A 24,228-nucleotide genomic window follows, 5' to 3' on the forward strand; every position below is an offset into this window, starting at 1 on the left:
CCGCGCGGATTTCCGTGCGGGGCCGCATCTGTACTGTCTGTAGACACGAGCCTGTAGATACCTGATTGACCACTTGTACCGAGGACTGCTGAACCTTTTCATGTCAAAGACCACTCCCAACACCACGCGCAGCCGCAGCGCTGTGCTGAAATCGCCGATCGATGCGAAGTCTCCTGAATCGGGAGTGCAGCGCACGGTCCTTCCCGGCGGGCTGCGCGTCGTCACCGAATTCATCCCCGGTGTGCGTTCGGCCTCCGTCGGTGTGTGGGTCGGAGTCGGCTCCCGCGACGAGCAGCCGAGTGTGGCCGGTGCCGCGCATTTTCTCGAGCACCTGTTGTTCAAGTCGACGCCGTCACGGACAGCGTTGGACATCGCCCAGGTCATGGATGGTGTGGGCGGCGAACTCAATGCATTCACGTCGAAGGAACACACCTGTTTCTACGCGCATGTGATCGACGACGACCTTCCGATGGCGGTGGACCTTGTCGCCGACGTCGTGCTGCGCGGGCGTTGCAGAACCGCGGACGTCGACGTCGAGCGGCAAGTAGTGCTCGAAGAGATCGCGATGCGTGACGACGATCCGGAAGACTTGCTCGGCGACGCGTTCCTGACCGCGTTGTTCGGCGACCATCCTGTCGGCCGTCCGATCATCGGTAGCGTCGAATCGATCGAGTCGATGTCGCGCAATCAGTTGCATTCCTTCCACGTTCGGCGTTACACGCCGCAGCGGATGGTGCTGGCTGTAGCGGGAAACGTCGACCACAAGCAGGTTGTGACGCTCGCTCGCCGCGCATTTGCCGGGCATCTCGAGCGTGGGGTCAAGCCGGCGCCGCGGCGCGAAGGCACTTTGCGTTTGCGAACGATGCCTGAACTGAGCTTGACCCATCGCGACAGCGAGCAGGTCCACCTTGCGCTCGGGGTTCGTGCGTTCGGCCGGCACGAGGGCCATCGCTGGGCGCTGTCGGTTCTCAATGCCGCAGTTGGTGGCGGACTGAGTTCTCGTCTCTTCCAAGAGATTCGGGAGAAGCGGGGGCTCGCGTACTCCGTCTATTCCGGCGTCGACACCTTCGCGGACACCGGAGCGTTCTCCGTGTACGCGGGTTGTCAGCCGGAGAACCTCGGGGAGGTCGCCACGGTGATCCGCGAGGTGCTCGCGAACGTGGCGAGGGACGGAATCACCGATGCCGAGATCGCCCGCGCCAAGGGATCGCTGCGCGGCGGATTGGTTCTGGCACTGGAAGATTCAGGCTCACGCATGAACCGTATCGGTCGCAGTGAATTGAATTACGGCAACCATCGCAGTGTTGCGCAGACGCTCGCGACCATCGACGCAGTCACCTCCGAAGAGGTGCTCGAGGTGGCGCAGGTGCTCTTGACGAGGCCGTTTGCAGCGGCCGTCGTCGGCCCGTACAAGCGGGTTCGTGACCTCCCCGCGTCGGTACGCGGGATCGTGGGAAAGTAGCTCGAACAATCGAAATCGGGGTGTGCAGTTGAAGATCCGTGGTGCAGTGCTCGAAGAGATCGGCCGGGAGCGTCCCTTTGCGGAGTCGACCCCGATTTCGATTTCGGAGCTTGATCTCGAATCCCCGGGCCCCGGCGAGATCCTCGTCAAGATCGAAGCTGCCGGGCTTTGTCACTCCGACCTCTCCGTGGTCGACGGGAATCGCGTGCGTCCCGTGCCGATGTTGCTGGGACACGAGGCTGCTGGTCGAATCGTCGAACTCGGCGACGGAGTCGATTCGCTGTCGGTTGGCGCCCGCGTCGTGATGACATTTCTTCCGCGGTGCGGTGATTGTGCGGGATGCGCCACCGACGGCCGGATGCCGTGCGCGGTGGGCAGCGCCGCCAACAACGACGGCAGTTTGCTCGGTGGCGCGCAACGACTGCGGCGCTCCGGCGAGAACGTCAAACATCATCTCGGTGTTTCGGGTTTCGCGACGCATGCTGTGGTCAACGCCAAGTCGGTTGTTCCCGTCGACGACGACATCCCGGCCGAAATTGCAGCCGTACTCGGCTGCGCGGTGTTGACCGGCGGGGGAGCGCTGCTCAACGCGGCCAGGCCTCGCCCGGCTGACACGGTGATGGTGGTCGGATTGGGCGGAGTCGGGATGGCCGCAATTCTGACGGCGCGCGCACTCGGGGTCGAGAATGTCATCGGCGTCGACGCACTGGAGTCGAAGTTGGCCCAGGCCCTGGAACTGGGCGCGACCGAGGTCTTCACACCGTCCGGCCTGTCCGAGAGTGGCGTTCGCGCAGACATCGTCGTCGAGGCTGCGGGAAATGCTCGGGCCTTCGAGACCGCGGTGGCTGCGACGGCAGCGGGTGGCACGACCGTCACGGTCGGGTTGCCGGCGCCTGACGCGCGCTCGTCGATCTCACCTCTCGGGCTGGTCGCCGAAGCGCGGACCATCATCGGTAGCTACCTGGGATCTGCGGTCCCGTCCCGCGACATCCCGATCTACGCGCAGTTGTGGCGCGACGGGAAGCTACCGGTCGAGAAGCTGATCTCCTCGCGAATCGAATTGGCCGACATCAATTCGGGCATGGACGAACTTGCCGACGGAAAAGCAATCCGACAGGTCATTATCTTCGAATCGGAGTAGCTCCACGCTGGCGTTATGCAAGTGTTTTGCGACTGCAACGAGATGAGAATCCACGCGAGCCGCCCCGGAAAATCGTTACCTCCTGTAACGCTCATCTCGTACTGGACGACTACTCGAATGACGTTGCGTGACGCCCCGGGGGTCGGTCGTACGTTTTTCCAAAAGCTGATTGGGGAGAAGATATGCCGGTTCGTGGGTTCTTTTCGCGACATCGAATACTGGCGGGTGCAGTAGCGCCTGCAGCGCTCGGCGTGGCCGCGTTGGTGGCGGTCGCAGTTGCCGTGGATTCTCCGCAATCACAGACGATCGAGACCGAGTTGACCGCGTCTGTCACCGAGTGCCACGACACGGTCGGGATCGGTGTTGCCGGTCGCGGTGACACGCCGGTCGAGGGCACGACGAAGATGCTCGTCGGTGCGGATGGAAAGACACTCCTGCCGGCAGCGCTCTCAGACGACTACAGCAGCCACTGGGTAGACGGGGTGCTCAAGGCACCCGCCGGTTCGGTCAAGGACGGCTCGTACGCCTCCGTCTACATCGCGTACCCCGCCAACATGGACAGTTACGAAGAAGCCGTGACTACGGGCGCGGACAATACGCGAGCTGTCATGAAGGCGATCAGCGCCGCGTGCCCGAACACGAAGTTCTCGATTGTCGGGTACAGCGAGGGCGCTGACGTCGTGCGCCGCGTCGCGATGGACATCGGCTCGGAGTCGAGTACCTCCGGCATCAATCCAGACAACGTCGTTGGTGTTGTGATCTTCGCCGACGCTGGTCGACTCGCGGGTGAGGGACCATTCCCCGGCGCGAAAAACCCCTACACGAACCCTGACGGTTTCAACGAGAAGTATCAGGACGGAAAGAACACCGCTTCCGGATCCGGGGCACTGCCAGGAACCAGCGGAGATTTTGGTGCCCTGAACGGCAAAATTGCGTCCTTCTGCTCTGACGGTGACCTCACCTGCGCAGCCCCCGAGAACATTTCCCTTCTGATCATGGCGGCAAACGTCGGTCGGCAGCTCAATGTCGATCAGTTGCAAGCGCAGAATCTGACGCCGGCCACCGGCATGGATATCGCGGTGGTGATGGGACGCGTGATGTTCGACGCGTTCAACGACATCTCGAGCAATCCCACCTGGATGCAGAGCGACGAAACCTTCCTCCAGGTCTTGCTGAAGGTGTCCGACCCGGCATACAAGCCGAGCGAGGCCACCACCAAGCCAGTCGCGAAGGACTCGGTTTCCACTGAGGAAGTGTCGCCGTTGGCGTACCTGCCGCAGAAGCTGTTCAAGGAAATCGTGGGGCTCATCGCCACGAACCAGAACACGATCCCCGTAGTCATGAACGACCCGTACGGCCTGACCTTGGGTCCGGACGTCGGCCACCACTTCGACTACTGGCGTGATTCGGATGTTGGAAACGGAAAGCCCCTGACATCAGCGGAGTACGCAGCCGCGTGGCTGACCTATCTGGCCAAGCAGGCTCAGGACGGCAAGCCTGTCGATTCGTCGGCGAAGCCGACCGCCGAAGAAATGGCGAATGCAATCGATGCCTTGGCTGCCTCACCTTCGGTTACCGACTCGGCCAAGACCACGACAACCACGGCCGCAGCGGTACAACCCGCACCCGCTGGTTCGGAATCTGCAGCACCGGTTCCCGCGGCTCCGACGACGACATCCGTTGCCCCGGCTGCGTCGCCGAGTGTGACTTCAACCGTGGCGCCGTCGACTTCAGTCGAGTCAAGTGCGCCGCCGACCGCGACCGCGACCGGGACGACGACAACGACGACGACGCAAACTGCGGCCGGGTAACCGTCAGGTTTCCGTTCGTCACACGAATAACGCTGTCACAGGCTGCGATCCGCAATCAGTTGCGGATCGCAGCCTGTTTTCGTGTACGGGTTCCGTACGCCGACCATTGGTGCTTATCGTGGAAGGGAGGTTTCCGGATCACGAATCGTGGGTTTCACCGTGCACGAGCTGTCTATTGCGCAGAGTGTGGTCGAAGCCGTGTGTGAGCGTGCCGGCGAGCGACGAGTATCGAGCGTGCGGCTGGAAGTAGGGCAACTCTGCGCGGTGGTTCCACATTCCCTGTTGTTCTGCTTCGACGTCGTCACTGCGGGTACTCACGCCGAAGGTGCCAGCTTGCACATCGATCAGATTGCAACCAGCGCGCGATGTAAAAGCTGCGGCGTGACGTTCTCGCCGCCCGACATGTTCTTGCTGTGTGAATGCGGCAGTGCTGATGTCGAGGTGCTTGCCGGCCGAGAGTTGCGGATCCTGTCGATGGAAGTGAGCTGAGCATGTGCGCGACGTGTGGGTGCGGGGACACCACAGGACCCCGGGTGTCGGTAGTCGCAGACGGACAACACGAGCAGGAACAGGGTCACGGTCACGGGCATGACCATGAGCACAGCCACCCCGACCACACAGTGATTCTCGAGCAGCAGGTGCTTGCCAAGAACGACGGCATTGCACTTCACAATCGTGAGGGGATGCGGGCGCGCGGAATCACGGCGCTCAACATCATGAGTTCGCCCGGCGCGGGGAAGACGACGTTGCTGGCGCGAACGATCCGGGAACTCGAACGGCAACGACCTGTCGCAGTGATCGAAGGTGACCAGGAAACCCGCCTCGATGCCGAACGGATTCGTGAGACCGGTGCGTCGGTGGTCCAGGTGAACACCGGGGCGGGCTGTCACCTCGATGCGGAGATGATCGACCGCGCGCTGCGCGCCTTGGATCCCGCAGACGAGTCGCTGCTTCTGATCGAAAACGTCGGAAACCTGGTGTGCCCCGCGCTCTTCGACCTGGGCGAGGAAGGCAAGGTTGTCCTAATTTCGACACCGGAGGGGGATGACAAGCCGAAAAAGTACCCGCACATCTTTGCCGTCGCGGACCTGGTTGTGATCAACAAGATCGACTTGCTCCCATACGTCGAGTTCGACGTCGATGCCTGTGTCGCACAGGCGAAAATCCTCAATCCTGCTGTGCGCGTAGTTGTTTTGTCTGCAACGACAGGTGAGGGCATGGACGAGTGGTACGAGTGGATCGGTAGGCGTTCGGCGATTTCTCCGGTGGCCGTTGACAACTGATCTGCTCGGGTAGTTAATGAAATGAGTGGGTGCCACGCAAGTGGGCCGAGGTTCGACTCCGGTGGCGTCAGCGTTTCGGTGCCGCGGCAATTCGAGGCCACAGAGTTTTGAGGCCATAGCGTGTCAGGCCAGTCGCGGCGCTGAGAGTCAAGGCGCAAGTGCACCCGTGAAAGCTGCTGACATGGACACACAAAAATCGACTGCTGGCACCACGGCGGAACCTGCCTCCGAAAGCGCAGCGACCTCCCGAAGCGCGGCGGCGAAAGCGGAAGAAACCTTGATCCACGTGCTGTGGATCAATGCCGGGCTCAGTTGCGACGGTGATTCGGTGGCGCTGACTGCCGCCACGCAACCCAGTATCGAGGAGATTGCGCTCGGTGCGTTGCCCGGCCTGCCTCAGGTAGCGGTTCATTGGCCGCTCATCGACTTCGAATGCGGACCGCAGGGTGGCGCTGACGATTTCCTGGAGTGGTTCTGGAAAGCCGACCGGGGAGAACTGGAACCCTTTGTTCTTGTTGTCGAAGGATCGATACCGAACGAGAAACTTCACGACGAAGGGTACTGGTGTGGTTTCGGGAACAATCGCGAAACCGGCCAACCGGTCACCACGAGCGAATGGCTCGACAAGCTGGCACCGAAAGCCACTGCGGTAGTCGCAGTCGGCACGTGTGCGACATACGGCGGAATACATGCGATGGCCGGCAATCCGACGGGTGCGATGGGCGTGCCGGACTATCTAGGGTGGACCTGGAAATCGAAGGCGGGCATCCCGATCGTGTGCGTTCCCGGGTGTCCCATTCAGCCGGACAACCTCTCCGAGACCCTGACTTATCTTCTTTACATGGCCACTGACCAGGCGCCGATGATTCCCTTGGACGAATCCCTGCGCCCGCAGTGGCTTTTCGGTGCCACCGTTCACGAGGGCTGTGACCGTGGCGGATACTACGAACAGGGCGAGTTCGCGACGGAGTACGGGTCACCGAAGTGCATCGTCAAACTCGGGTGTTGGGGACCGGTCGTGAAATGCAATGTCCCCAAACGCGGTTGGATCAACGGAGTTGGCGGGTGTCCCAACGTCGGCGGGATCTGCATCGGGTGCACGATGCCGGGGTTCCCCGACAAGTTCATGCCGTTCATGGATGAACCGCCCGGCGGCAAACTCTCCACCAATGCGGTGGGAATGTACGGGTCCGTGATTCACAGTCTGCGCCGGATCACCGGTCACACGTTGGACAAGGAACCGCACTGGCGCGAGCGCGGGTCGAAGTTGCTCACCGGTGCAACGCGTACGTGGTGACCGACCGGATACATTCAAATCAGTTCGTGAGCAACGTCTCTGGGAGGCACTGCAATGACGGCCATCGTTCCCGAACCCACCTCGACTGCGGACCGCGACGGTCTTGTCGAGATGGCGTGGGACCCCATCACCCGAATCGTCGGCAGTCTGGGCATCTACACCAAGATCGACTTCGCCAATCGCGAAGTGGTGGAATGCCACAGCACGTCGTCGATTTTTCGTGGGTATTCCCTGTTCATGAAGGGGAAGGACCCGCGCGACGCGCATTTCATCACCAGTCGTATCTGCGGCATCTGCGGTGACAATCACGCCACGTGCTCGTGCTACGCACAGAACATGGCGTACGGCGTCAAGCCACCGCATCTGGGCGAGTGGATCGTCAATCTCGGCGAGGCCGCCGAGTACATGTTCGACCACAACATCTTTCAAGAAAATCTGGTCGCAGTCGACTACTGCGAGAAGATGGTCTCCGAAACGAATCCCGGTGTGCTGGCGCAGGCGGAGAACACACGCTGCCCGCACGAGGATCAGCATGGCTATCGCACGATCGCCGACATCATGCGGACCCTCAATCCGTTCACGGGTGAGTTCTACCGGGAGGCGCTGCAAGTCTCGCGTTCGACCCGTGAAATGTTCTGCCTGATGGAGGGTAGGCACGTCCACCCGTCGACGCTCTATCCCGGTGGCGTCGGCACGGTCGCGACGATCGAACTGATGACGGACTACATGTCGCGGCTGATGCGGTACGTCGAATTCATGAAGAAGGTCGTGCCCATGCACGACGACCTGTTCGACTTCTTCTACGAGGCGCTGCCTGGTTACGAAAAGGTAGGCCTGCGGCGGACCCTGCTGGGTTGTTGGGGTTCGTTCCAAGACCCCGAGTACTGCAATTTCTCGTACAAGGACATGACCGACTGGGGCCGGAAGATGTTTGTCACTCCCGGTGTGGTTGTCGACGGCAAGCTGGTCACAACAGATCTGGTGGACATCAACCTCGGTATCCGAATCATGCTGGGCTCCTCGTATTACGAGGACTGGAGTGATCAGGAGATGTTCGTCAAAACCGATCCGCTGGGTAACCCGGTCGATCGCAGGCACCCGTGGAATCAACACACCAACCCCCACCCGCAGAAGCGGAACCTCGAGGACAAGTACAGCTGGGTCATGTCTCCGCGATGGTTCGACGGAAAAGACAATCTCGCTCTGGACACCGGCGGGGGAGCATTGGCTCGTCTGTGGAGCACCGCTCTTGCCGGCCTGGTCGACATCGGATACCTCGAGTCGACCGGACACAGTGTGAAGATCAATCTTCCGAAAACAGCGTTGAAGGGTCCGGTCTCGCTGGAGTGGAACATTCCAGAACACGGCAGCAACACTCTCGAAAGGAACCGTGCGCGAACCTATTTCCAGGCGTACGCAGCGGCTGCTGCCCTTCATTTCGCCGAGAAGGCGCTTGTCGAGATCCGGGCCGGCCGCACCAAGACGTGGGAGTCGTTCGAGGTCCCGGACGAGGGTATCGGCTGCGGATTCACCGAAGCCGTCCGCGGAGTTCTCTCACATCACATGGTGATTCGTGACGGAAAGATCGCGAACTATCACCCGTACCCACCGACGCCGTGGAACGCGAGCCCGCGCGACAGCTACGGAACCCCCGGTCCGTACGAGGATGCCGTGCAGGGTCAGCCGATCTTCGAGGAGAACGATCGAGATCACTTCAAGGGCATCGACATCATGCGGACCGTGCGTAGTTTCGATCCCTGCCTGCCGTGCGGCGTCCACATGTACCTCGGCGGCGGTAAGACCCTGGAGAAGTTGCACTCGCCGACGCAGTCCGTGACCGGGGAGTGATCGATGGAACAATCGGCCGACTACTGGCGCGGAGCAGGTGAGCGCATCGAGACGTTGTTGCAGGCCAATGCCGGTGCAGGCCCGGTGGCCAAAGATCGCGCCGAGCAACTGGTGCGCGAGGTCGTGCAGTTGTACGGCGCAGCACTCGAACGCACCGTCGCGCTGGCGGATCCGGCCACGATGGATGCGATGGTTCGCGACGATCTGGTGTCCAGCCTGCTACTGGTGCACGGACTTCACCCGCACGACGTGGAGACCCGCGTCCGTACTGCGCTCGACAGCGTGCGTCCGTACCTCGGTTCGCATGGCGGCGACGTCGAACTGATCGAGGTGGCGGGCGGCGTGGTGCGACTACGGCTTCTCGGGAGCTGTAACAGTTGTCCTTCGTCCTCGGTCACCCTCGAAACCGCCGTTCAGGATGCGGTGCAGGCGGCGGCACCCGAGACCACCGGAATAGACGTCGAAACACCCGACCCGCACGAAGTGAAGTCGGGTGTGATCTCGGTCGAGTCCTTGTTCTCGCACGTACACGCAGGCGGGGGAGGTGCGCACTGGGTGGAGGTCCCCGAATTCGCCGAAGTCGACGTGGGCGAGGTCGCGGGGTTCCGGGTATCGGGCACCGATCTGTTGGTCTGTCGCTCCGGTGACGATCTGTACGCGTATCGCGACCATTGCCCAGTGTGTGAGCACTCGATGGCGGGGGCTGTGCTCGAACGCATGATGGGCCGACCTGCCCGAGACGCCGCCGTCCTCACCTGTCCGACGTGCTCTGCCCATTTCAGTGTGTACGGAGCGGGAGCGCGGGTGGGTACCGGTTCCGAGCACCTGGCGCCTGTGCCGGTGCTGATTCGCGACGGGGTGCTCTCGGTCGCGCTTGCTGACGATTCAGCGATATCGGTGACCTAGCCGTGAACGCAGCCCGGTCATGAAAGTCACTGTGGGAGAGGTGCTCACACGAATCGCCTCGGCGCGTGCCGTTCCGACCGGACCGCGGTGTGAGATGTGTGCGGCGGGCATAGGCGACGAACACCAACACGTCGTGGACGTACAGGTCCGGAGCCTGATGTGCGTGTGCCGTCCCTGCTATCTACTTTTTGCGCCGGTCGACGCGGACCTTCGATACAAGGCGGTTCCCGATCGGTATCTCGAATTTCCGAACTTCGACCTCGGACCTGGCCGGTGGGAGTCTCTGGAAATCCCCGTCGGCCTGGCATTCTTCTTTCGAAACTCACTTCTCGACAAGTACATAGTCTTCTACCCGGGGCCGGCCGGAGCTACCGAATCCGAGTTGCCCATCGACTCGTTCGAGACTGTGCTGGCGGAGAATCCGGGGCTCTCACAGATGCGGGCCGACGTCGAGGCGTTGATCGTGTCGGTGCCCACGTCAGGACAATCGCCAAGATGCTTTGTTGTTCCCATCGACGCCTGTTACGAACTGGTGGGACGGTTGCGCAGCGTGTGGCGCGGATTCGACGGTGGCCAGGATGCCGCACGCGCAGTGGACGAGTTCTTCGGGCGCGTCGAGGCGCGAAGCAGGTCGGCATGACTGTTCTCGACTTCTCGGTCGACGACGTGGAGGTGGAACCGTACGCGGTTACGCCGAATCTGACGGTGAGATTGAGGATGTCGGAATCCACCGGCGCGACCGTCCGTGCGGTTTCTCTGCGCGCGCAGGTTCGAATCGAACCGCACCGCCGACCGTACTCAGACGCGGAAGGCGAAGGTCTGCGCGATCTCTTCGGTCCGCGGGAGCGTTGGTCGAGTACGCTGCGCACCTTCCTGTGGATGGAATGTTCCACGGTCGTTCAAGGATTCACCGGAACCACGGTCGCGGCCTTACCCATGGCGTGTACGTACGACTTCTCGGTGACGGCGTCGAAGTACCTGCACGCACTCGGTGACGGAACGATTCCGATCGTGGTTCTACTGAGCGGAACCGTATTCACCGACGGGCAGCGCGGTTTCTCGGTCCAGCAGATCCCGTGGGACAGATCTGCTGCCTACGAATTGCCGGTCGACGTGTGGAAACAGCTGATGGCCACGCATTATCCGGCCTCTGGTTGGGTACGCCTCGACCATGAGACGATTGCCGATCTCGTGCGATTCAAGGCAGCTCACGGCCTCACGGACCTCGATTCAGCCGTGCGGCAGTTGCTGACGGCGAGCCAGGTGCAGCGATGACCCGAACGGAGATGGATCACGACGTCCGGGCCGTGGCCGACGCTGTCCTGTACGAGGGATATCTCCTCTATCCTTACCGGGCCGGCTCGGCGAAGAATCAATCCCGTTGGCAGTTCGGGGTTCTCGGACCGCCAGGCGCCGCCGAGGTCGGAGTCGGCGAGGAACCGTCGATGTCCGCCCAATGCCTGCTCGGCGAATTCGAGCGGAACGGCGTCGAAGTGACTGCGACTGTGAGATTTCTGCACCACCAGTCGCGGACGGTTGAACGACTCGGCGCCGGCGGGGCGTGGATCCCGGTCGATCGGTTGGTAGTCGACGAGCGCGAGTCGATCTCGTGGGACGAAGCCACCGAATCCGAGATCGTGTTGGGTCCGTGGGGTCTGGACGAGCTCGAGGCCGGCGTTGAAGAAACCTTCTGTGCGGCGGGAGTTGTCGACGGAGAGACTCTGTCGGACTCTCGGGGCAGGGTGGTCGGACGGATCGTTCGGACACGGCTTCCGGTGAATGGCTTCTTGGCAGTGAGCGCCTCCACCGGGGGTGGACGCACGGTGATTTCCGTGAAGATCATGAACGCCACGAGCGTCGACGCAAGGGACAAGGGCACGGCCACGGCGCAATCGATGCTCGGCACTCACGTCATTGTGAACTGCACAGGCTCGAGGTTCCTGTCGTTGTTCGAAGACGCAGATCACTCGGAGTCGCTGCGGCAAAATCGCTGTTATCCGGTGCTTGCGGGGACCGTGGACCCCTCTCACCCTGGTACGTCGCCCACCGTTCTGGTGTCCCCGATCATCTTGTACGACTTTCCCGAGATTGCGCCGCAGAGCGAGGGATCTCTCTTCGATTCGACGGAGATCGACGAAATTCTCACCCTGAGAATCCTCGCCATGACCGACGAGGAAAAGGCGCGGGCGCGGGCAACCGACTCCAAAGCTGCCGACATCATCGACCGATGTGAGCGCTTGACGGACGTTGATCTAGCCGGCCTGCACGGTGTGCTGCGAGATCCGCACGCCGGTTCTGATCTGATCCCCGAGGTGCCTGACGGCGTGGACTGGTGGACCCCGGAAGCAGACACCAGCGTTCAACCACGCACCGATGCAGTTCTGATCAACGGCGTCCGCGTCTGTGGTGGAAGTACAGTTCGGCTTCACCCCTCACGTCGCGCCGATGCTCAGGACCTGTTCTTCGACGGCCGGATCGCCCACGTCGCCACCATTCATGAAGACGTGGACGGCGACATTCATGTTGGGGTGACACTCTTGGACGATCCGGCCGCCGATCTGCACAACTGGTACGGCCGCTACCTGTACTTCGCGCCGGACGAGATAGAGCCGATGCCGCGAGACAGCGCGAGTTGACGCACTTCAGAGCTATCGGACTTCACAGCTATCGAGAGGAGAACTCGACATGAGGAACATGGGATTGCTGTCGACGGCACTTCTCGGCGCCACCGCGATCGCAGCCGCGGTCGTTCTGGTGGTGTCGATGCCGGACATCCAGCGCTATCTGCGAATGCGAAAGATGTAAAACGCTGTGCGCGTGCTGATTGCAGGTGTCGGAAACATATTTCTCGAAGACGACGGATTCGGCCCCGAAGTTGTTCGAGCGCTGCAGCATGAGATTCTCCCGTCGGGAGCTCGCTTGGTCGACTACGGGATTCGAGGCGTGCATCTGGCCTACGACTTGTTGGAGTCGTGGGACGCGCTGGTGCTGATCGACGCCTTACCGGTGACCGGAGTCCCGGGGAAGCTCGCAATCATCGAAGTGGACCCCGAAAGTGAAGGTCCGCAAGGAGGTTTCGACGCGCACTCGATGCATCCGAGTTCGGTGTTTGCCAGTCTGCAGGCCCTCGGCGGAACTCTCCCGCGGACGTTCGTGGTGGGGGCACACGCGAAATCGATTAGCGACGGAATCGGATTGAGTGCGGAGATGTGTGATTCGGTCGGGCAAGCCGCCTCTGCGGTGATGGCACTCGTCCGGTCGATCGACGTGGATTGTGATGCCACCACATTGGGGCCGGAGGTGTGAGTCATGTGTCTGGGGATTCCGGGACGGGTACGCGAACTACTGGACGGATACGGCGGTCAACTCGCCCTCGTCGACGTGGAAGGTGCACCACGCAAGGTCAACATCGGAATGCTCGACGAAGGCGCCGTCACGGCAGGTGACTGGGTAGTGATCCACATGGGCTTTGCAGTCGAGAAGGTCGACGAGCAGGGAGCACGCCACGCTCGGTCCGGCCTCGAACTGATGGGCCGTGGTGATCATGACGGTCAGATCGACGACTCCGATACTCGTACGGGCGAGGTCGGGACATGATGATCGCCTGCCGTGTCATCGTTCGCGGCGTAGTCCAGGGGGTGGGATTCCGGCCGTTCGTTCATGCGACCGCCACCGAGCTGGGACTCTCGGGTTCGGTGGGAAATTCTGCGCTCGGTGTCGTGATCGACGTCGAAGGCGACGGAGAGGCAATCGATGCATTTGTCGCTCGGGTGCGCAACCGCCACCCACCGCTGGCCCGGGTGGAGTCGGTAGAGCGCGAGGACTCGCGGCCGGTAGGTCGTCAGGGGTTTTGCATAATCGAGACGGATGCAGGGTCGGTCGGACGAACCTTGGCGCCGGCTGACGTCGGGATCTGCGACGATTGCCTCCGCGAACTGACCGATCCGACCGATCGACGATTTCGTCATCCCTTCATCACCTGTACCAATTGTGGTCCACGATTCACGATCATCGAGTCGCTACCCTACGACCGGGCCGCCACGACGATGAAACGGTTCCCGTTGTGCGCGACCTGTGCGGCGGAGTACGTGGATCCTTCGGACCGGCGGTTTCACGCGCAACCGATTGCCTGCCCGGAGTGCGGTCCGACGCTCTCATTCGTGGAACGGGGCACGGACGCGGTGAGCGGCGAGGCCGCACTGCTACGAGCCCGATCGCTACTACGAGACGGGAAGATTCTTGCTGTCAAGGGAATTGGAGGGTTCCACCTGGCCTGCGATGCCCACGATGATCGCGTGGTCCACGAATTGCGTGAACGCAAACATCGAGCAAGCAAGCCGCTGGCGGTGATGGTGCGAGATGTGCGAGAAGCCGGAGAGCTGGGTGCGGTCGGGGATGCCGAGGCCGATGCCATGTCCTCGCGCGAGCGTCCGATAGTGCTGGTTGCCAAAGCGTCTGGCTATGCGCTTTCGCCCTCGGTTGCGCCCGGCATTCCGGATATCGGAATCATGCTGGCCTACAACCCGATTCAGCACCTTCTTCTGGGTTTGGCCGGAGATGCTGCGGGCCCGGCGGTGTTGGTCATGACATCGGCGAACATCGGTGGCGAGCCGATTCTGTACTCCGACAACGATCTCGATCGATTGGGTGACTTGGCCGACGGAGTCTTGACGCACAACCGTCCGATCTTGATGCCGTGTGACGACTCGGTGATGCGAATAGTGGCCAGCCGACGACAGTTGCTTCGTCGCTCGCGCGGATATGCTCCGCTGCCCGTCACCGCGCCGTTCGACTTACCGCCTACCTTGGCGGTCGGGGCCGACCTGAAGAACACCTTCTGTCTTGCAGAGGGCGGATATGTGTGGCCGAGTCAGCACATCGGAGACATGGGCGACCTTGCTGTTATCGACAGTTTTGCTGCGTCGGAGAGTCACTTCGAATCGATCACGGGAGTAGTGCCGCACCAGATTGCCTGCGACGAGCATCCGCGGTATCGCTCGTCCTCGTGGGCTCGCAGTCATAGTGGTGACCGACCGGTGCGCGTCGTCGGGCATCACCACGCACATGTGGCTGCCGTGATGGGGGAGAACGGCCGGGACGGGAGCGAACCAGTTCTCGGAATGGCGTTCGACGGCACCGGTTACGGGGCGGACGGCGCAGTGTGGGGAGGGGAACTACTGCTGGCGACGTACAAGGGTTATCGCCGTCTCGCGCATCTGGGATACGTACCGCTGCCCGGGGGCGATGCCGGAGTGGAACGGCCGTACCGAATGGCGCTCGCTCACCTGTGGCATGCGGGGTTGGACTGGGAATCCGACCTCGCGCCCGTGGCAGCCTGTCCGCCCCGAGAGCAGTCGGTCCTACTTCATCAGTTGGAGACCGGTTTCGGGTGTGTGGACACCTCCAGCATGGGGCGGTTGTTCGACGCAGTCTCCTCGCTGACCGGAGTCCGACAGAGGGTCGACTACGAAGCGCAGGGTGCCATCGAGTTGGAGGGGATTTCGAGGGGAATCGACAGCGCCGGTTCGCGGTACACCTTCGACGCGGTGCAGTCGGACGACGATTCGTGGACAGCAGATCCGCGGTCGGTCATTCGGGCTGTCGTCCGCGATCTCCGGGAGAAGGTGCCCGCCGAAGTGATCGGCGCCCGTTTCCACGAATCCGTAGCGCACCTGGTGCTCGAGTGGGCAATTCGTGGCCGGGAACTGGCGGGAGTGGACGAGGTAGTACTCACCGGAGGTGTCTTCCAGAACCCTCGCCTGCTCGTTCGGGCGTGTGCTCTGCTCGGAGCCGCTGGATTCACGCCGCTGACAGGACTGGAGCTACCACCGAACGACGGCGGTCTCGCCTACGGCCAAGTGCTGGTCGGGAGTTCGTCATGAGATCAGGAGTTGTGCCATGTGCCTAGCCGTACCAGGACGTATCGAGTCCCTGGAGGAACGCGACGGAACGACGATGTCGGTGGTGAACTTCGGCGGCGTCCGAAAAGAAGTGTGCCTCGAGTACATTCCGGGCGCCCAAGTCGGCGAGTACGTCGTGGTGCACGTCGGATTTGCCATCCAGCGACTCGACGAGGAATCCGCTCGCAGCACGCTGGCGGAATTCGAGCACCTCGGCGTACTCGAAGAGGAATTCGGTGACGGGTTCGAAAGGGCTGCCCGGGCCGCGGGGATCGAACCGAAGGAGAAAGAATCATGAAGTATCTGGACGAGTTCTCCGATCCGGAACTGGCCGGCAAACTGCTGGATCAGATCCGCGCGCTGGCCACACGGCGATGGGCGATCATGGAAGTGTGTGGTGGTCAGACACATTCGATCATCAGACACGGCATCGATCAACTACTTCCGCAACAGATCGAGATGATCCACGGACCCGGATGCCCGGTCTGCGTCACCCCGCTCGAGATCATCGACAAAGCTCTCGAAATCGCGGCAAGACCCGATGTCATTTTCTGCTCCTTCGGGGACATGTTGCGAGTTCCGGGGAGTTCGTCGGATCTGTTCCGGATCAAGAGCGCCGGCGGCGACGTGCGCGTGGTGTACTCACCGTTGGATGCTCTGACTGTTGCCAAGGAGAATCCGGACCGGCAAGTGGTGTTCTTCGGGATCGGATTCGAGACCACCGCGCCGGCCAACGCCATGACCGTCTATCAGGCCAATCGCCTGGGTATCGAGAACTTCTCGCTACTCGTCTCGCATGTTCTGGTCCCGCCGGCGATGGCCGCGATTATGGACTCGCCAGAGTGCCGCGTGCAGGCATTTCTGGCGGCCGGGCATGTGTGCAGTGTGATGGGAACGTCGGAGTACCCGGCGCTGGCCGAGAAGTACAAGGTCCCGATCGTCGTCACCGGATTCGAGCCACTGGATCTGCTGGAGGGCATCAGAAAGACGGTGCTGCAGTTGGAATCGGGTCGATACGAGGTCGAAAATGCCTACGCCCGTGCCGTCACGGCCGAGGGCAACACCGCAGCGAAGGCGATGCTCGAGGACGTGTTCGCGGTGTCGGATCGGACCTGGCGCGGCATCGGATCGATCCCGGACAGCGGTTGGCAGTTGGCACCGAAGTATGCGTATTTTGATGCCGAAGAGCGTTTTTCGGTGACCGATATCCATACTGACGAGTCGAGTGTCTGCCGTTCCGGAGAAGTGTTGCAAGGTTTGATCAAGCCACACGAGTGCAGTGCCTTCGGGAAGGAATGCACTCCGCGGAATCCGCTCGGTGCCACGATGGTGTCGTCCGAGGGGGCATGCGCTGCGTACTACCTGTACCGGCGCCTGGAACTTCAGGAGGCGGGTCATGCCGGCTGAGGAGACCGCTGTCGTGGACTTGTCGGCGTGGGTCTGCCCACTGCCGCTGCGTGATTCGCCGAATATCGTCATGGGGCACGGTGGTGGGGGAGCGATGTCCGCCGAGCTCATCGAGCATCTGTTCCTGCCCTCGTTCGGAAGCGCTGCCGATGCAGAACTCGGTGACGCGGCCGTGTTCGACGTCGGCGGGGTGCGGCTCGCCTTCTCGACCGACTCGTACGTCGTGAAACCCATGGTGTTTCCCGGTGGAACGATCGGTGACCTTGCTGTCAACGGAACGGTGAACGACCTGGCGATGGCGGGAGCGCAGCCATTGGTGATGTCGACGGCATTCATCCTCGAGGAAGGGACGGCGCTGACCGACATCGCGGGAATCGCGAAGGCACTCGGGCGGGCCGCGCACGTTGCCGGCGTCCGACTGGTGACGGGTGATACCAAGGTTGTCGATGCCGGTCACGGCGACGGAGTCTTCATCAACACCTCGGGAATCGGGATTGTCGCCGATGGTGTGGACATCAATCCCACCCGCGCACAAGAAGGCGACGTCGTAATAGTCAGCGGCGACATCGGCGTTCACGGAGTGGCCGTGATGAGTTGTCGCGAAGGTCTCGAATTCGGGACCGAGGTGCGCAGTGATTGCGCTTCCTTGAACGGCGTGGTCGCCGACATGATTGCTACGGGCGTCGACATCCATGTCTTGCGCGACCCTACCCGGGGCGGAGTTGCCGCGACCCTCAACGAGATCGCTCAGGCGTCGAACATCGGGATTGCGCTGGTGGAGCGAGATCTGCCGATTCCCGCTGACGTGCGCGATGCCTGTGGGCTACTCGGCTTGGATCCGTTGTACGTCGCAAACGAGGGCAAGTTGATCGCTTTTGTTCCACGCGAAGATGCCGACCGAGTTCTGGAAGCGATGCGCGCCAATCCACTGAGTATGGGAGCTGCCGTGATCGGGGAGTGCGTGGCCGAACATCGCGGAATGGTGGTGGCGCGAACAGCATTGGGAGGCAATCGGGTAGTGGATTTGCCGGCGGGTGAACAACTTCCGCGGATTTGCTGATGACTGCCGTCGATATGGACGGGCCGGTGTTGTTTGCTCGTTACGCGTATCCGCCGAACGAGTTGGGTTACTGCGGACCCGACGATCCTTCAGTGCTGCTTCGACAGGCCCACGGCATCTCGGCGAGTGGCGACCGTGACCGCGCTCGTCAATTCGACGGTGCGTGGCCGTACCTCGAGGCCTTGGCCGTAAGTGCGGGCATCGACGACCCCCTGGATTCGCGAGTGATCGAAGCCTATTGGGTGGGAGGTGATCTCCTCGACTCTCTCGATTCGGGGAAGTTGTTGCAGCACCTGAGGACGGCCTTCGGTAAACGCGAGAACACCGGGTTCCTCCCCGTCCTCGGGGATCGGGACCGCGCGCTCGCTCACCACAGCTTTCACGTACTTCTGGTGTATCCGTGGGTCAAACTGCTTCGGAAGCGCGGTGAGGTCCCACTGTCGGTCCTCCAGAATTGCCGGATCAGATGGGGAGTGGTCGAGGACGTCGGCGAGGAGCACGCGTTGGTGGTTTCGTCCCCGCTCGAGTTCGACGGTGAGAAACTCGCACGCGGCACGCCGGTAACGCAACGAGTGCGATGGAGCGTTGACGGCCACTCACTTGCGGCGACGCCCGTCCCGGGCGCCGTGGTGACGATGCACTGGGATTGGCTGTGCGACAACATCACTGCCGAGCAGTCGCAGGCGTTGGATGCCGCGGAAGACTCGGCATTGCAGATCGCGAACCAGATGCTGTCGACCGATACGTGATCGTTGGTTCCTCTCCCGGACGGAGGCTGCGGTGAATTGGAACAACGCGGTACCGGACAGCGCACTGTGGTTGGCAGAGGCCTTCGCGATCATGGTTGTGGCTCTCGTGATCGCCGGGCTGCTACTTAGCCGGTACACCCGCTGGGGCAACCAGTTTCGTCGAATGGCATGGCCCTACTTCGATCCCCGGCGCACAGTCCTTCCACTGTTGATTCTCGCGTCACTGCTGTTGCTGACGATTTTCGGTGTCCGCGTGACAGTGTTGTTCTCGTACTGGTACAAGGATTTCTACGACGCCATCCAGAACCTCGACGAGACCGCTTTCTGGCACTATCTGCGAGTGTTCGCGATTTTGGCAGCAGTCCACGTCGTGAGTTCCCTGGTCGTCTACCTGGTGGGCCAAACACTCGATATCAGCTGGCGCAGTTGGCTCAATGACACACTGACCGACGATTGGCTCGACGGCCGCGCCTACTATCGCGGAAATTTCTTGGAGAACCCGGTCGACAATCCGGATCAACGTATTCAGGCAGACATAACAGCGTTCGTGACCTCGTCCCGCACGTTGTCCATGGGCGCCGTCGCGGCAATGGTGTCGATCGTCAGTTTCACCAAGATCCTGTGGGATCTGTCCGGGCCGTTGACCGTTTTCGGTACCGAGATTCCGCGGGCCATGATCTTCCTCGTCTACATCTACGTGTTGGTGACCACGGCACTGGCCTTCTGGGTCGGCCGGCCACTGATCATGCTGAATTTCTTGAACGAGAAACTCGGCGCGACCTTCCGGTACGCGCTGGTTCGACTACGGGAGTACGGCGAAAGCATCGCCTTCTATCGCGGTGAAGATGCTGAACGGCGCACACTCGGAACACGTTTTGCTGCAGTGATCCGCAATATGTGGGCGATCGTCTTCCGGACTCTCAAATTCAGTGGCTTCAATCTGGCAGTGGATCAGACAGCGGTGGTGTTTCCGTTTCTGGTCCAGGGATCTCGATTGTTCAGCGGGCAGATCACTTTCGGCGACGTGATGCAAACTGCTCAAGCATTCGGCCAGGTGCACAATTCGTTGTCGTTCTTTCGAGAGTCCTATGCCGATTTTGCAAGTTTCCGGGCCACACTGATCCGTTTGACCGGGCTCGCCGATGCCAATCGGCGTGCCCGCGCACTTCCCGTGCTCGACGCGTTCTCCTCTGGCAGTCATTTGGTTGTTCGGGGACTCGACGTGCGCACGCCGGGTGGTGAGGCATTGATCTCCGAACTCGACTTGTCACTGGGGCCCGGCGATGCACTGCTGGTGAAGGGTCCGTCCGGTAGCGGCAAAACCACGCTGCTCCGCAGCATCGCGCAGTTGTGGCCGTATACAAACGGTTCCGTGACCACCCCGGTCGGAGACGTCCTGTTCCTCTCACAACGGCCGTACCTACCTTTGGGTTCTCTGCGCGCGGGTTTGGCATATCCAGATCAGTTGCCCTCAGGTCAGCCGAACATCGGGCGCTCGAGCTTCGACGACCGCAGGCTCCACGACGCTCTCGCCGAAGTGCACCTCGCACATTTGATCGGTCGACTCGACGAGGCTGCTGATTGGACTCGAATTCTGTCGCCGGGTGAACAACAACGGTTGGCGTTCGCCCGAGTCCTCCTGATCCGACCGCGAACCGCGTTTCTCGACGAGGCGACATCCGGAATCGACGAAGGCCTCGAGTACACGCTCTACGACATCGTTCGCCGTGAACTGCCCGACAGCATCATTGTCAGCGTCGGCCATCGCAGTACTCTCGACGTTTTTCACAACCGACAACTCGAACTGCACGGCGTTGGGCACTGGGAGATCACCGATCGTGAAGGCTGAGAGTGCCTTTCGGGGCGCTGACAAATGACCGGTCTCGCTGCGAATGCGCGGTGGTCAGGCCCAGCGCGACGAGTTCGGCCACCCAACTCCCGCAGCAGTCGCAGCGAGTTCTGGAATAGCTCGATCCCCGAAGGACGGGTGCCATGACGCCACAGCGTGCACCCGTAGTTCGCGCCTCATTCGAAAGGGATGAGAGGCTCATTCCATCTTTCTGACGCGCTTACGATTCCGGCATGAAACGTGTGTGGGAAGGTGTGCGGCGCTATGGCAAGACGCTGCATTCGGTCGGGTTGTCTTTCGGCTTGGTGTTTTTCGTCCTCTCGATGAGCCCGTCGCTCTTACCGCGCGCGTGGTACCTGCAGGGCGTGGCAACGGGTATTTCCGTCGCCACGGGGTACGGCATCGGTGTGAGCGTGGCGTGGATGATCCGCAAATGCGGAGTCGAACCGACATGGTCGGATCGGACCAAGAGAATTGGTTGGGCCGTACTCGCCGTTCTGGCAGTGATATCGGTACCTCTCTTTCTGATCTTGGGTTCGTGGTGGCAGCAGATCGTCCGTGATCTGGTCGAGGCACCTCGCGTCAACCGGGCGAACTATCTTCTGGTGCTGCTGATTTCGATAGCGGTGTGGTTGATCTTGCTCGAGGCGGTTCGCGGTCTGCGGTATCTCACCAGAAGTCTCGCTGCTGTTGCTCTGCGGTTTGTTCCCAAGGAAGCGGCGAAAGTCGCAAGTTTGGTCGTCGTCTTCGCGTTGGCGATCTTCGTCGTCAACGGTGCCCTCTACAACGGGCTCATCGCGTTCGCGAACTGGAGTTTCTCCGGCGCGGACAACGACACACCGGATGGTATCGACCAGCCTTTGATCGCCGAACGCAGTGGTTCGCCGATGTCTGCCGAGGCATGGGATTCACTGGGCAAGGAAGGACGTACCTTCATGGGTAGCGGACCGTCTGCGGACAAGATTGCCGCGGTGACCGGCCGAGACGCGAAGCAACCCATCCGCGTGTACGCCGGCCGCGAGTCGTCCGATTCCGTCGACGGCGTCGCACAGCGGGTCGTCGACGAACTCGAGCGCACCGGCGGCTTCGACCGTGCCGTCCTGGCAGTGGTGACCACCACCGGCCGCGGCTGGGTCAACGACGACGTGGCGTCCGCTTTCGAATACGTCCAAGGCGGCGACACCGCCATCGCGGCGATGCAGTACTCGTTCCTTCCCAGCCCCTTGGCATTCATCGCCGACCGCGAAACCCCGATGGCCGCAGGCCGGGCGCTGTTCAACTCTGTCTACGCGAAGTGGATCGATCTGCCGCTCGACAAGCGTCCCAAGCTTGTCGTTTTCGGCGAGAGCCTCGGATCGTACGGGGGACAGGCCGCGTTCGCGGGAGCACAGGACATGGCGACACGTGTGGATGGGGCATTGTGGTCGGGCACTCCGAACTTCACCGCTCAATGGCAGGAGATCACGGGCAGTCGTGACTCCGGCTCACAGGAAGCCGTGCCGGTGATCGACGACGGGCAGTCGATCCGTTTCGCTGCCTATCCGGAGGATCTCGAACTGGATGCGCCGTGGAACGACTCTCGCGTTGTGTACTGGCAGCATGCCAGCGACCCGATCGTCTGGTGGTCCTTCGACCTGCTTCTGAACAAACCGGACTGGCTTGCCGAGCCTCTCGGCCGTGATGTCGATCCGGGAATGACGTGGATACCGTTCGTGACGTTCTGGCAGGTGACACTCGACATGGTCTTCTCGGCTGACGTGCCGCCTGGTCACGGGCACAACTACGGAGCCGAGGCAGCGGATATGTGGGCGCAGATCCTGCACCCCGAGAACTGGTCGCAGTCGGACACCGACGCGATTCGCGGCGCCTTGACGAACAACTTTCAACCCACCAAGTAGTAGTGCGGAGTACGGACCTCGCGACGGTGTCTCGTCGTTGGACCGGGAGTACTCGCTCTTGATCGTTCGATCATTGTTTGTCAGCTATCTAACAAGGAGCGCGATGCATTCATCAAGAACACTCGTAGCTGCGGTGGCGCTGAGCGCGATCACTGTATTTGCCGGGGCTGGGTCCGCGGTTGCCGCGCCGGCGATCGGATCTGTCGACTTCGGTTCGTCGAGCGGATCCGGAACCGGTTCGTCGAGCGGGTCCCATTCTGGTTCTGTCGATTTCGGATCCGGCGGACCGGACGTCGAGCATCCGGTGTCGACCTGCTTCTGGTCCGTGCCGATCAATCCCGAGCGCGCGGACCCGCAGCTCAACTACGCCTTTCCTGACACCGCGGCGATCTATTGGGCTGCGCAGTTCACAATCCCCGAGGATGCCGAGTTGGTTATCCGAGGGCAGTATGCGCATGCGCGCTATCAGTCGTTGAACTCGTACAACGCGGCAACCGCTATGCCGACCGCCGTCCTCAATGACATTTCGACTGCTCCGGACGCAGGCTCGCGCAATACCTATCTTCCCGGTGCCGATCGATCGAACGAAGGTGCCAGGTCATACACGGCTTCCGTCCTCAACGAGGCCTCGCCTGCTGAGCCGAAACCCAACACCTTGTATGCCGGTGTGCCAGGTCAGGACCGGATAAGCCTGCTTTATCGCATCTACCTGCCGGACAATGGGCGTGATCTCACCGGGGGCGTAGGACTGCCGGAGCCAGAGCTGCACCTTGCCGGTGGTCAGGTGCTGCGGGGGCAGGATCTGTGTTCAGCGGTCGGTGCGGACAACGGAATCTTGAAGCCGGCTTCGCTGCCGTTGGACACGTACAAGGCATTGCGTGATCAACCGGGCAAGCCTGCGACATTCCCTTCCGAGCAGACACCTGTCTGGCGGGCGTACTACAGCGCCGAGTTCACGCTCGGCTGTACCTATCTCGGCAAATGTGATGGCACACCCCAGCGGGTGGGCGGGCAGTACTCCAACATCGACAACAGCTACGTCACAGCCGAAGTCAACCGTGGGTTCGGCGATATTTTGGTACTTAGGGGAGAGTTGCCGAGGACTCCGAAGACGACTACCGGCGCAAAGAATCTCGACAGCGCTGTCGACATGCGGTTCTGGTCTATGTGCAGCAATGAATCGCTGGCAACGACGAAGGTAGCTACGTGTCTGTTCGACGAGCAGATGGCCACTGATGCGGATGGTCGCTACACGATTGTCGCGTCGCTGCCTGAAGACCGACCCGCAAACGCTACGAAGGAATGTGGGGTGTCATGGCTGTCGCTCTCGCCGGCCGGTGATGGCGCGGGGCATCTCGACGATTCCCTTCTGATCATGCGGAACATGCTGCCGGCCAAGGACTTCAGTCACGCCGCACACGATACCAAGACGCCCGGTGACGAGAAGGCCGTGATGGCGCAGTACTTGCCGGACGGGCAATATACGTCCAAGCTCGCGTTCGAGGAGAGTGGCTGCGCGAAGTAGACCGACTGACTCTAGGGTGAGTTCAGCGCCTGGGATTGTGTCTGGGCGGTCCTCATCGACGGTGTCGGCTGCGCTCAGTTGCGAGCGCAGCC

At 61.6% G+C, this 24,228-nt stretch carries 22 protein-coding genes; all 22 read left to right on the forward strand.

All coding sequences use genetic code 11. The annotated features are described in order from the left end of the window. Nucleotides 1–100: 100 nt before the first annotated feature. The 22 genes from ACFQ6H_RS25960 (at nt 101) to ACFQ6H_RS26065 (ending at nt 24,136) form a co-directional block, all read left to right on the forward strand. Entirely contained in the window at nt 101–1,462 is a 1,362-nt protein-coding gene (locus ACFQ6H_RS25960; protein WP_378649450.1) for a M16 family metallopeptidase, read from the forward strand. A 28-nt stretch (nt 1,463–1,490) separates the two neighbouring features. Next, on the forward strand, nt 1,491–2,603 hold the full coding sequence (locus ACFQ6H_RS25965) for an alcohol dehydrogenase catalytic domain-containing protein (protein WP_378649452.1): 1,113 nt from the start codon (nt 1,491–1,493) through the stop codon (nt 2,601–2,603). A gap of 182 nt (nt 2,604–2,785) precedes the next feature. Further along, the gene (locus tag ACFQ6H_RS25970; protein ID WP_378649454.1) at nt 2,786–4,414 is read left to right on the forward strand and encodes a cutinase family protein; all 1,629 of its coding nucleotides are present in this window, start codon (nt 2,786–2,788) and stop codon (nt 4,412–4,414) included. A gap of 159 nt (nt 4,415–4,573) precedes the next feature. Further along, a complete protein-coding gene (gene hypA / locus ACFQ6H_RS25975) occupies nt 4,574–4,903 on the forward strand; it encodes a hydrogenase maturation nickel metallochaperone HypA (RefSeq protein ID WP_283303994.1) in 330 nt (109 codons plus the stop codon). Nucleotides 4,904–4,905: 2 nt separating this feature from the next. Continuing rightward, on the forward strand, nt 4,906–5,697 hold the full coding sequence (gene hypB / locus ACFQ6H_RS25980; RefSeq protein ID WP_378649456.1) for a hydrogenase nickel incorporation protein HypB: 792 nt from the start codon (nt 4,906–4,908) through the stop codon (nt 5,695–5,697). A 181-nt stretch (nt 5,698–5,878) separates the two neighbouring features. Next, entirely contained in the window at nt 5,879–6,994 is a 1,116-nt protein-coding gene (locus ACFQ6H_RS25985; protein ID WP_378449942.1) for a hydrogenase expression protein HypE, read from the forward strand. Between the two features lie 54 nt (nt 6,995–7,048). Next, nucleotides 7,049–8,842: a nickel-dependent hydrogenase large subunit gene (locus tag ACFQ6H_RS25990; protein ID WP_378449941.1), complete on the forward strand. Its 1,794-nt coding sequence runs from the start codon at nt 7,049–7,051 to the stop codon at nt 8,840–8,842. A gap of 3 nt (nt 8,843–8,845) precedes the next feature. Further along, nucleotides 8,846–9,748: a NifU family protein gene (locus ACFQ6H_RS25995; protein ID WP_378649458.1), complete on the forward strand. Its 903-nt coding sequence runs from the start codon at nt 8,846–8,848 to the stop codon at nt 9,746–9,748. Nucleotides 9,749–9,767: 19 nt separating this feature from the next. After that, the gene (locus ACFQ6H_RS26000; RefSeq protein WP_378649460.1) at nt 9,768–10,388 is read left to right on the forward strand and encodes a DUF5947 family protein; all 621 of its coding nucleotides are present in this window, start codon (nt 9,768–9,770) and stop codon (nt 10,386–10,388) included. Then, entirely contained in the window at nt 10,385–11,023 is a 639-nt protein-coding gene (locus ACFQ6H_RS26005; RefSeq protein WP_378649462.1) for a DUF6084 family protein, read from the forward strand. Before ACFQ6H_RS26000 ends, ACFQ6H_RS26005 begins: the two co-directional genes overlap by 4 nt. Next, entirely contained in the window at nt 11,020–12,384 is a 1,365-nt protein-coding gene (locus ACFQ6H_RS26010) for a hypothetical protein (protein WP_378649464.1), read from the forward strand. Before ACFQ6H_RS26005 ends, ACFQ6H_RS26010 begins: the two co-directional genes overlap by 4 nt. A 49-nt stretch (nt 12,385–12,433) precedes the next feature. Continuing rightward, a complete protein-coding gene (locus tag ACFQ6H_RS26015) occupies nt 12,434–12,553 on the forward strand; it encodes a DUF6893 family small protein (protein ID WP_374227973.1) in 120 nt (39 codons plus the stop codon). Between the two features lie 6 nt (nt 12,554–12,559). Then, nucleotides 12,560–13,054, forward strand: coding sequence for a hydrogenase maturation protease (locus tag ACFQ6H_RS26020; RefSeq protein WP_378649466.1), 495 nt, complete (start codon nt 12,560–12,562; stop codon nt 13,052–13,054). Nucleotides 13,055–13,057: 3 nt separating this feature from the next. Next, nucleotides 13,058–13,345 (forward strand): HypC/HybG/HupF family hydrogenase formation chaperone, encoded by a 288-nt coding sequence (locus ACFQ6H_RS26025; RefSeq protein ID WP_378649468.1) that lies wholly within the window; start codon nt 13,058–13,060, stop codon nt 13,343–13,345. Further along, nucleotides 13,342–15,630: a carbamoyltransferase HypF gene (gene hypF, locus ACFQ6H_RS26030; protein WP_378649470.1), complete on the forward strand. Its 2,289-nt coding sequence runs from the start codon at nt 13,342–13,344 to the stop codon at nt 15,628–15,630. Before ACFQ6H_RS26025 ends, hypF begins: the two co-directional genes overlap by 4 nt. Nucleotides 15,631–15,646: 16 nt before the next feature. Then, complete coding sequence (locus ACFQ6H_RS26035) at nt 15,647–15,946, forward strand: HypC/HybG/HupF family hydrogenase formation chaperone (RefSeq protein ID WP_030535597.1); 300 nt, start codon at nt 15,647–15,649, stop codon at nt 15,944–15,946. Then, nucleotides 15,943–17,055, forward strand: coding sequence for a hydrogenase formation protein HypD (gene hypD, locus ACFQ6H_RS26040; protein WP_378533568.1), 1,113 nt, complete (start codon nt 15,943–15,945; stop codon nt 17,053–17,055). The genes ACFQ6H_RS26035 and hypD overlap by 4 nt, the downstream gene beginning before the upstream one ends. Beyond that, complete coding sequence (gene hypE / locus ACFQ6H_RS26045; protein ID WP_378649472.1) at nt 17,045–18,115, forward strand: hydrogenase expression/formation protein HypE; 1,071 nt, start codon at nt 17,045–17,047, stop codon at nt 18,113–18,115. Before hypD ends, hypE begins: the two co-directional genes overlap by 11 nt. Continuing rightward, nucleotides 18,115–18,864 carry a DUF6390 family protein gene (locus ACFQ6H_RS26050; protein ID WP_378649474.1) on the forward strand — a complete coding sequence of 250 codons (750 nt, stop codon included), beginning with the start codon at nt 18,115–18,117 and terminating at the stop codon, nt 18,862–18,864. The genes hypE and ACFQ6H_RS26050 overlap by 1 nt, the downstream gene beginning before the upstream one ends. 31 nt (nt 18,865–18,895) lie before the next feature. Then, nucleotides 18,896–20,713, forward strand: a complete 1,818-nt coding sequence (locus ACFQ6H_RS26055; protein ID WP_378649476.1) for an ABC transporter ATP-binding protein/permease — start codon at nt 18,896–18,898, stop codon at nt 20,711–20,713. 233 nt (nt 20,714–20,946) lie between these two features. Then, entirely contained in the window at nt 20,947–22,611 is a 1,665-nt protein-coding gene (locus ACFQ6H_RS26060; RefSeq protein ID WP_378533560.1) for an alpha/beta hydrolase, read from the forward strand. A 103-nt stretch (nt 22,612–22,714) separates the two neighbouring features. Beyond that, nucleotides 22,715–24,136: a hypothetical protein gene (locus ACFQ6H_RS26065; RefSeq protein ID WP_378533558.1), complete on the forward strand. Its 1,422-nt coding sequence runs from the start codon at nt 22,715–22,717 to the stop codon at nt 24,134–24,136. Nucleotides 24,137–24,228 lie beyond the last annotated feature (92 nt).

The organism is Rhodococcus sp. NPDC056506 (assembly GCF_042794945.1).
GTDB lineage: Bacteria > Actinomycetota > Actinomycetes > Mycobacteriales > Mycobacteriaceae > Rhodococcus_F.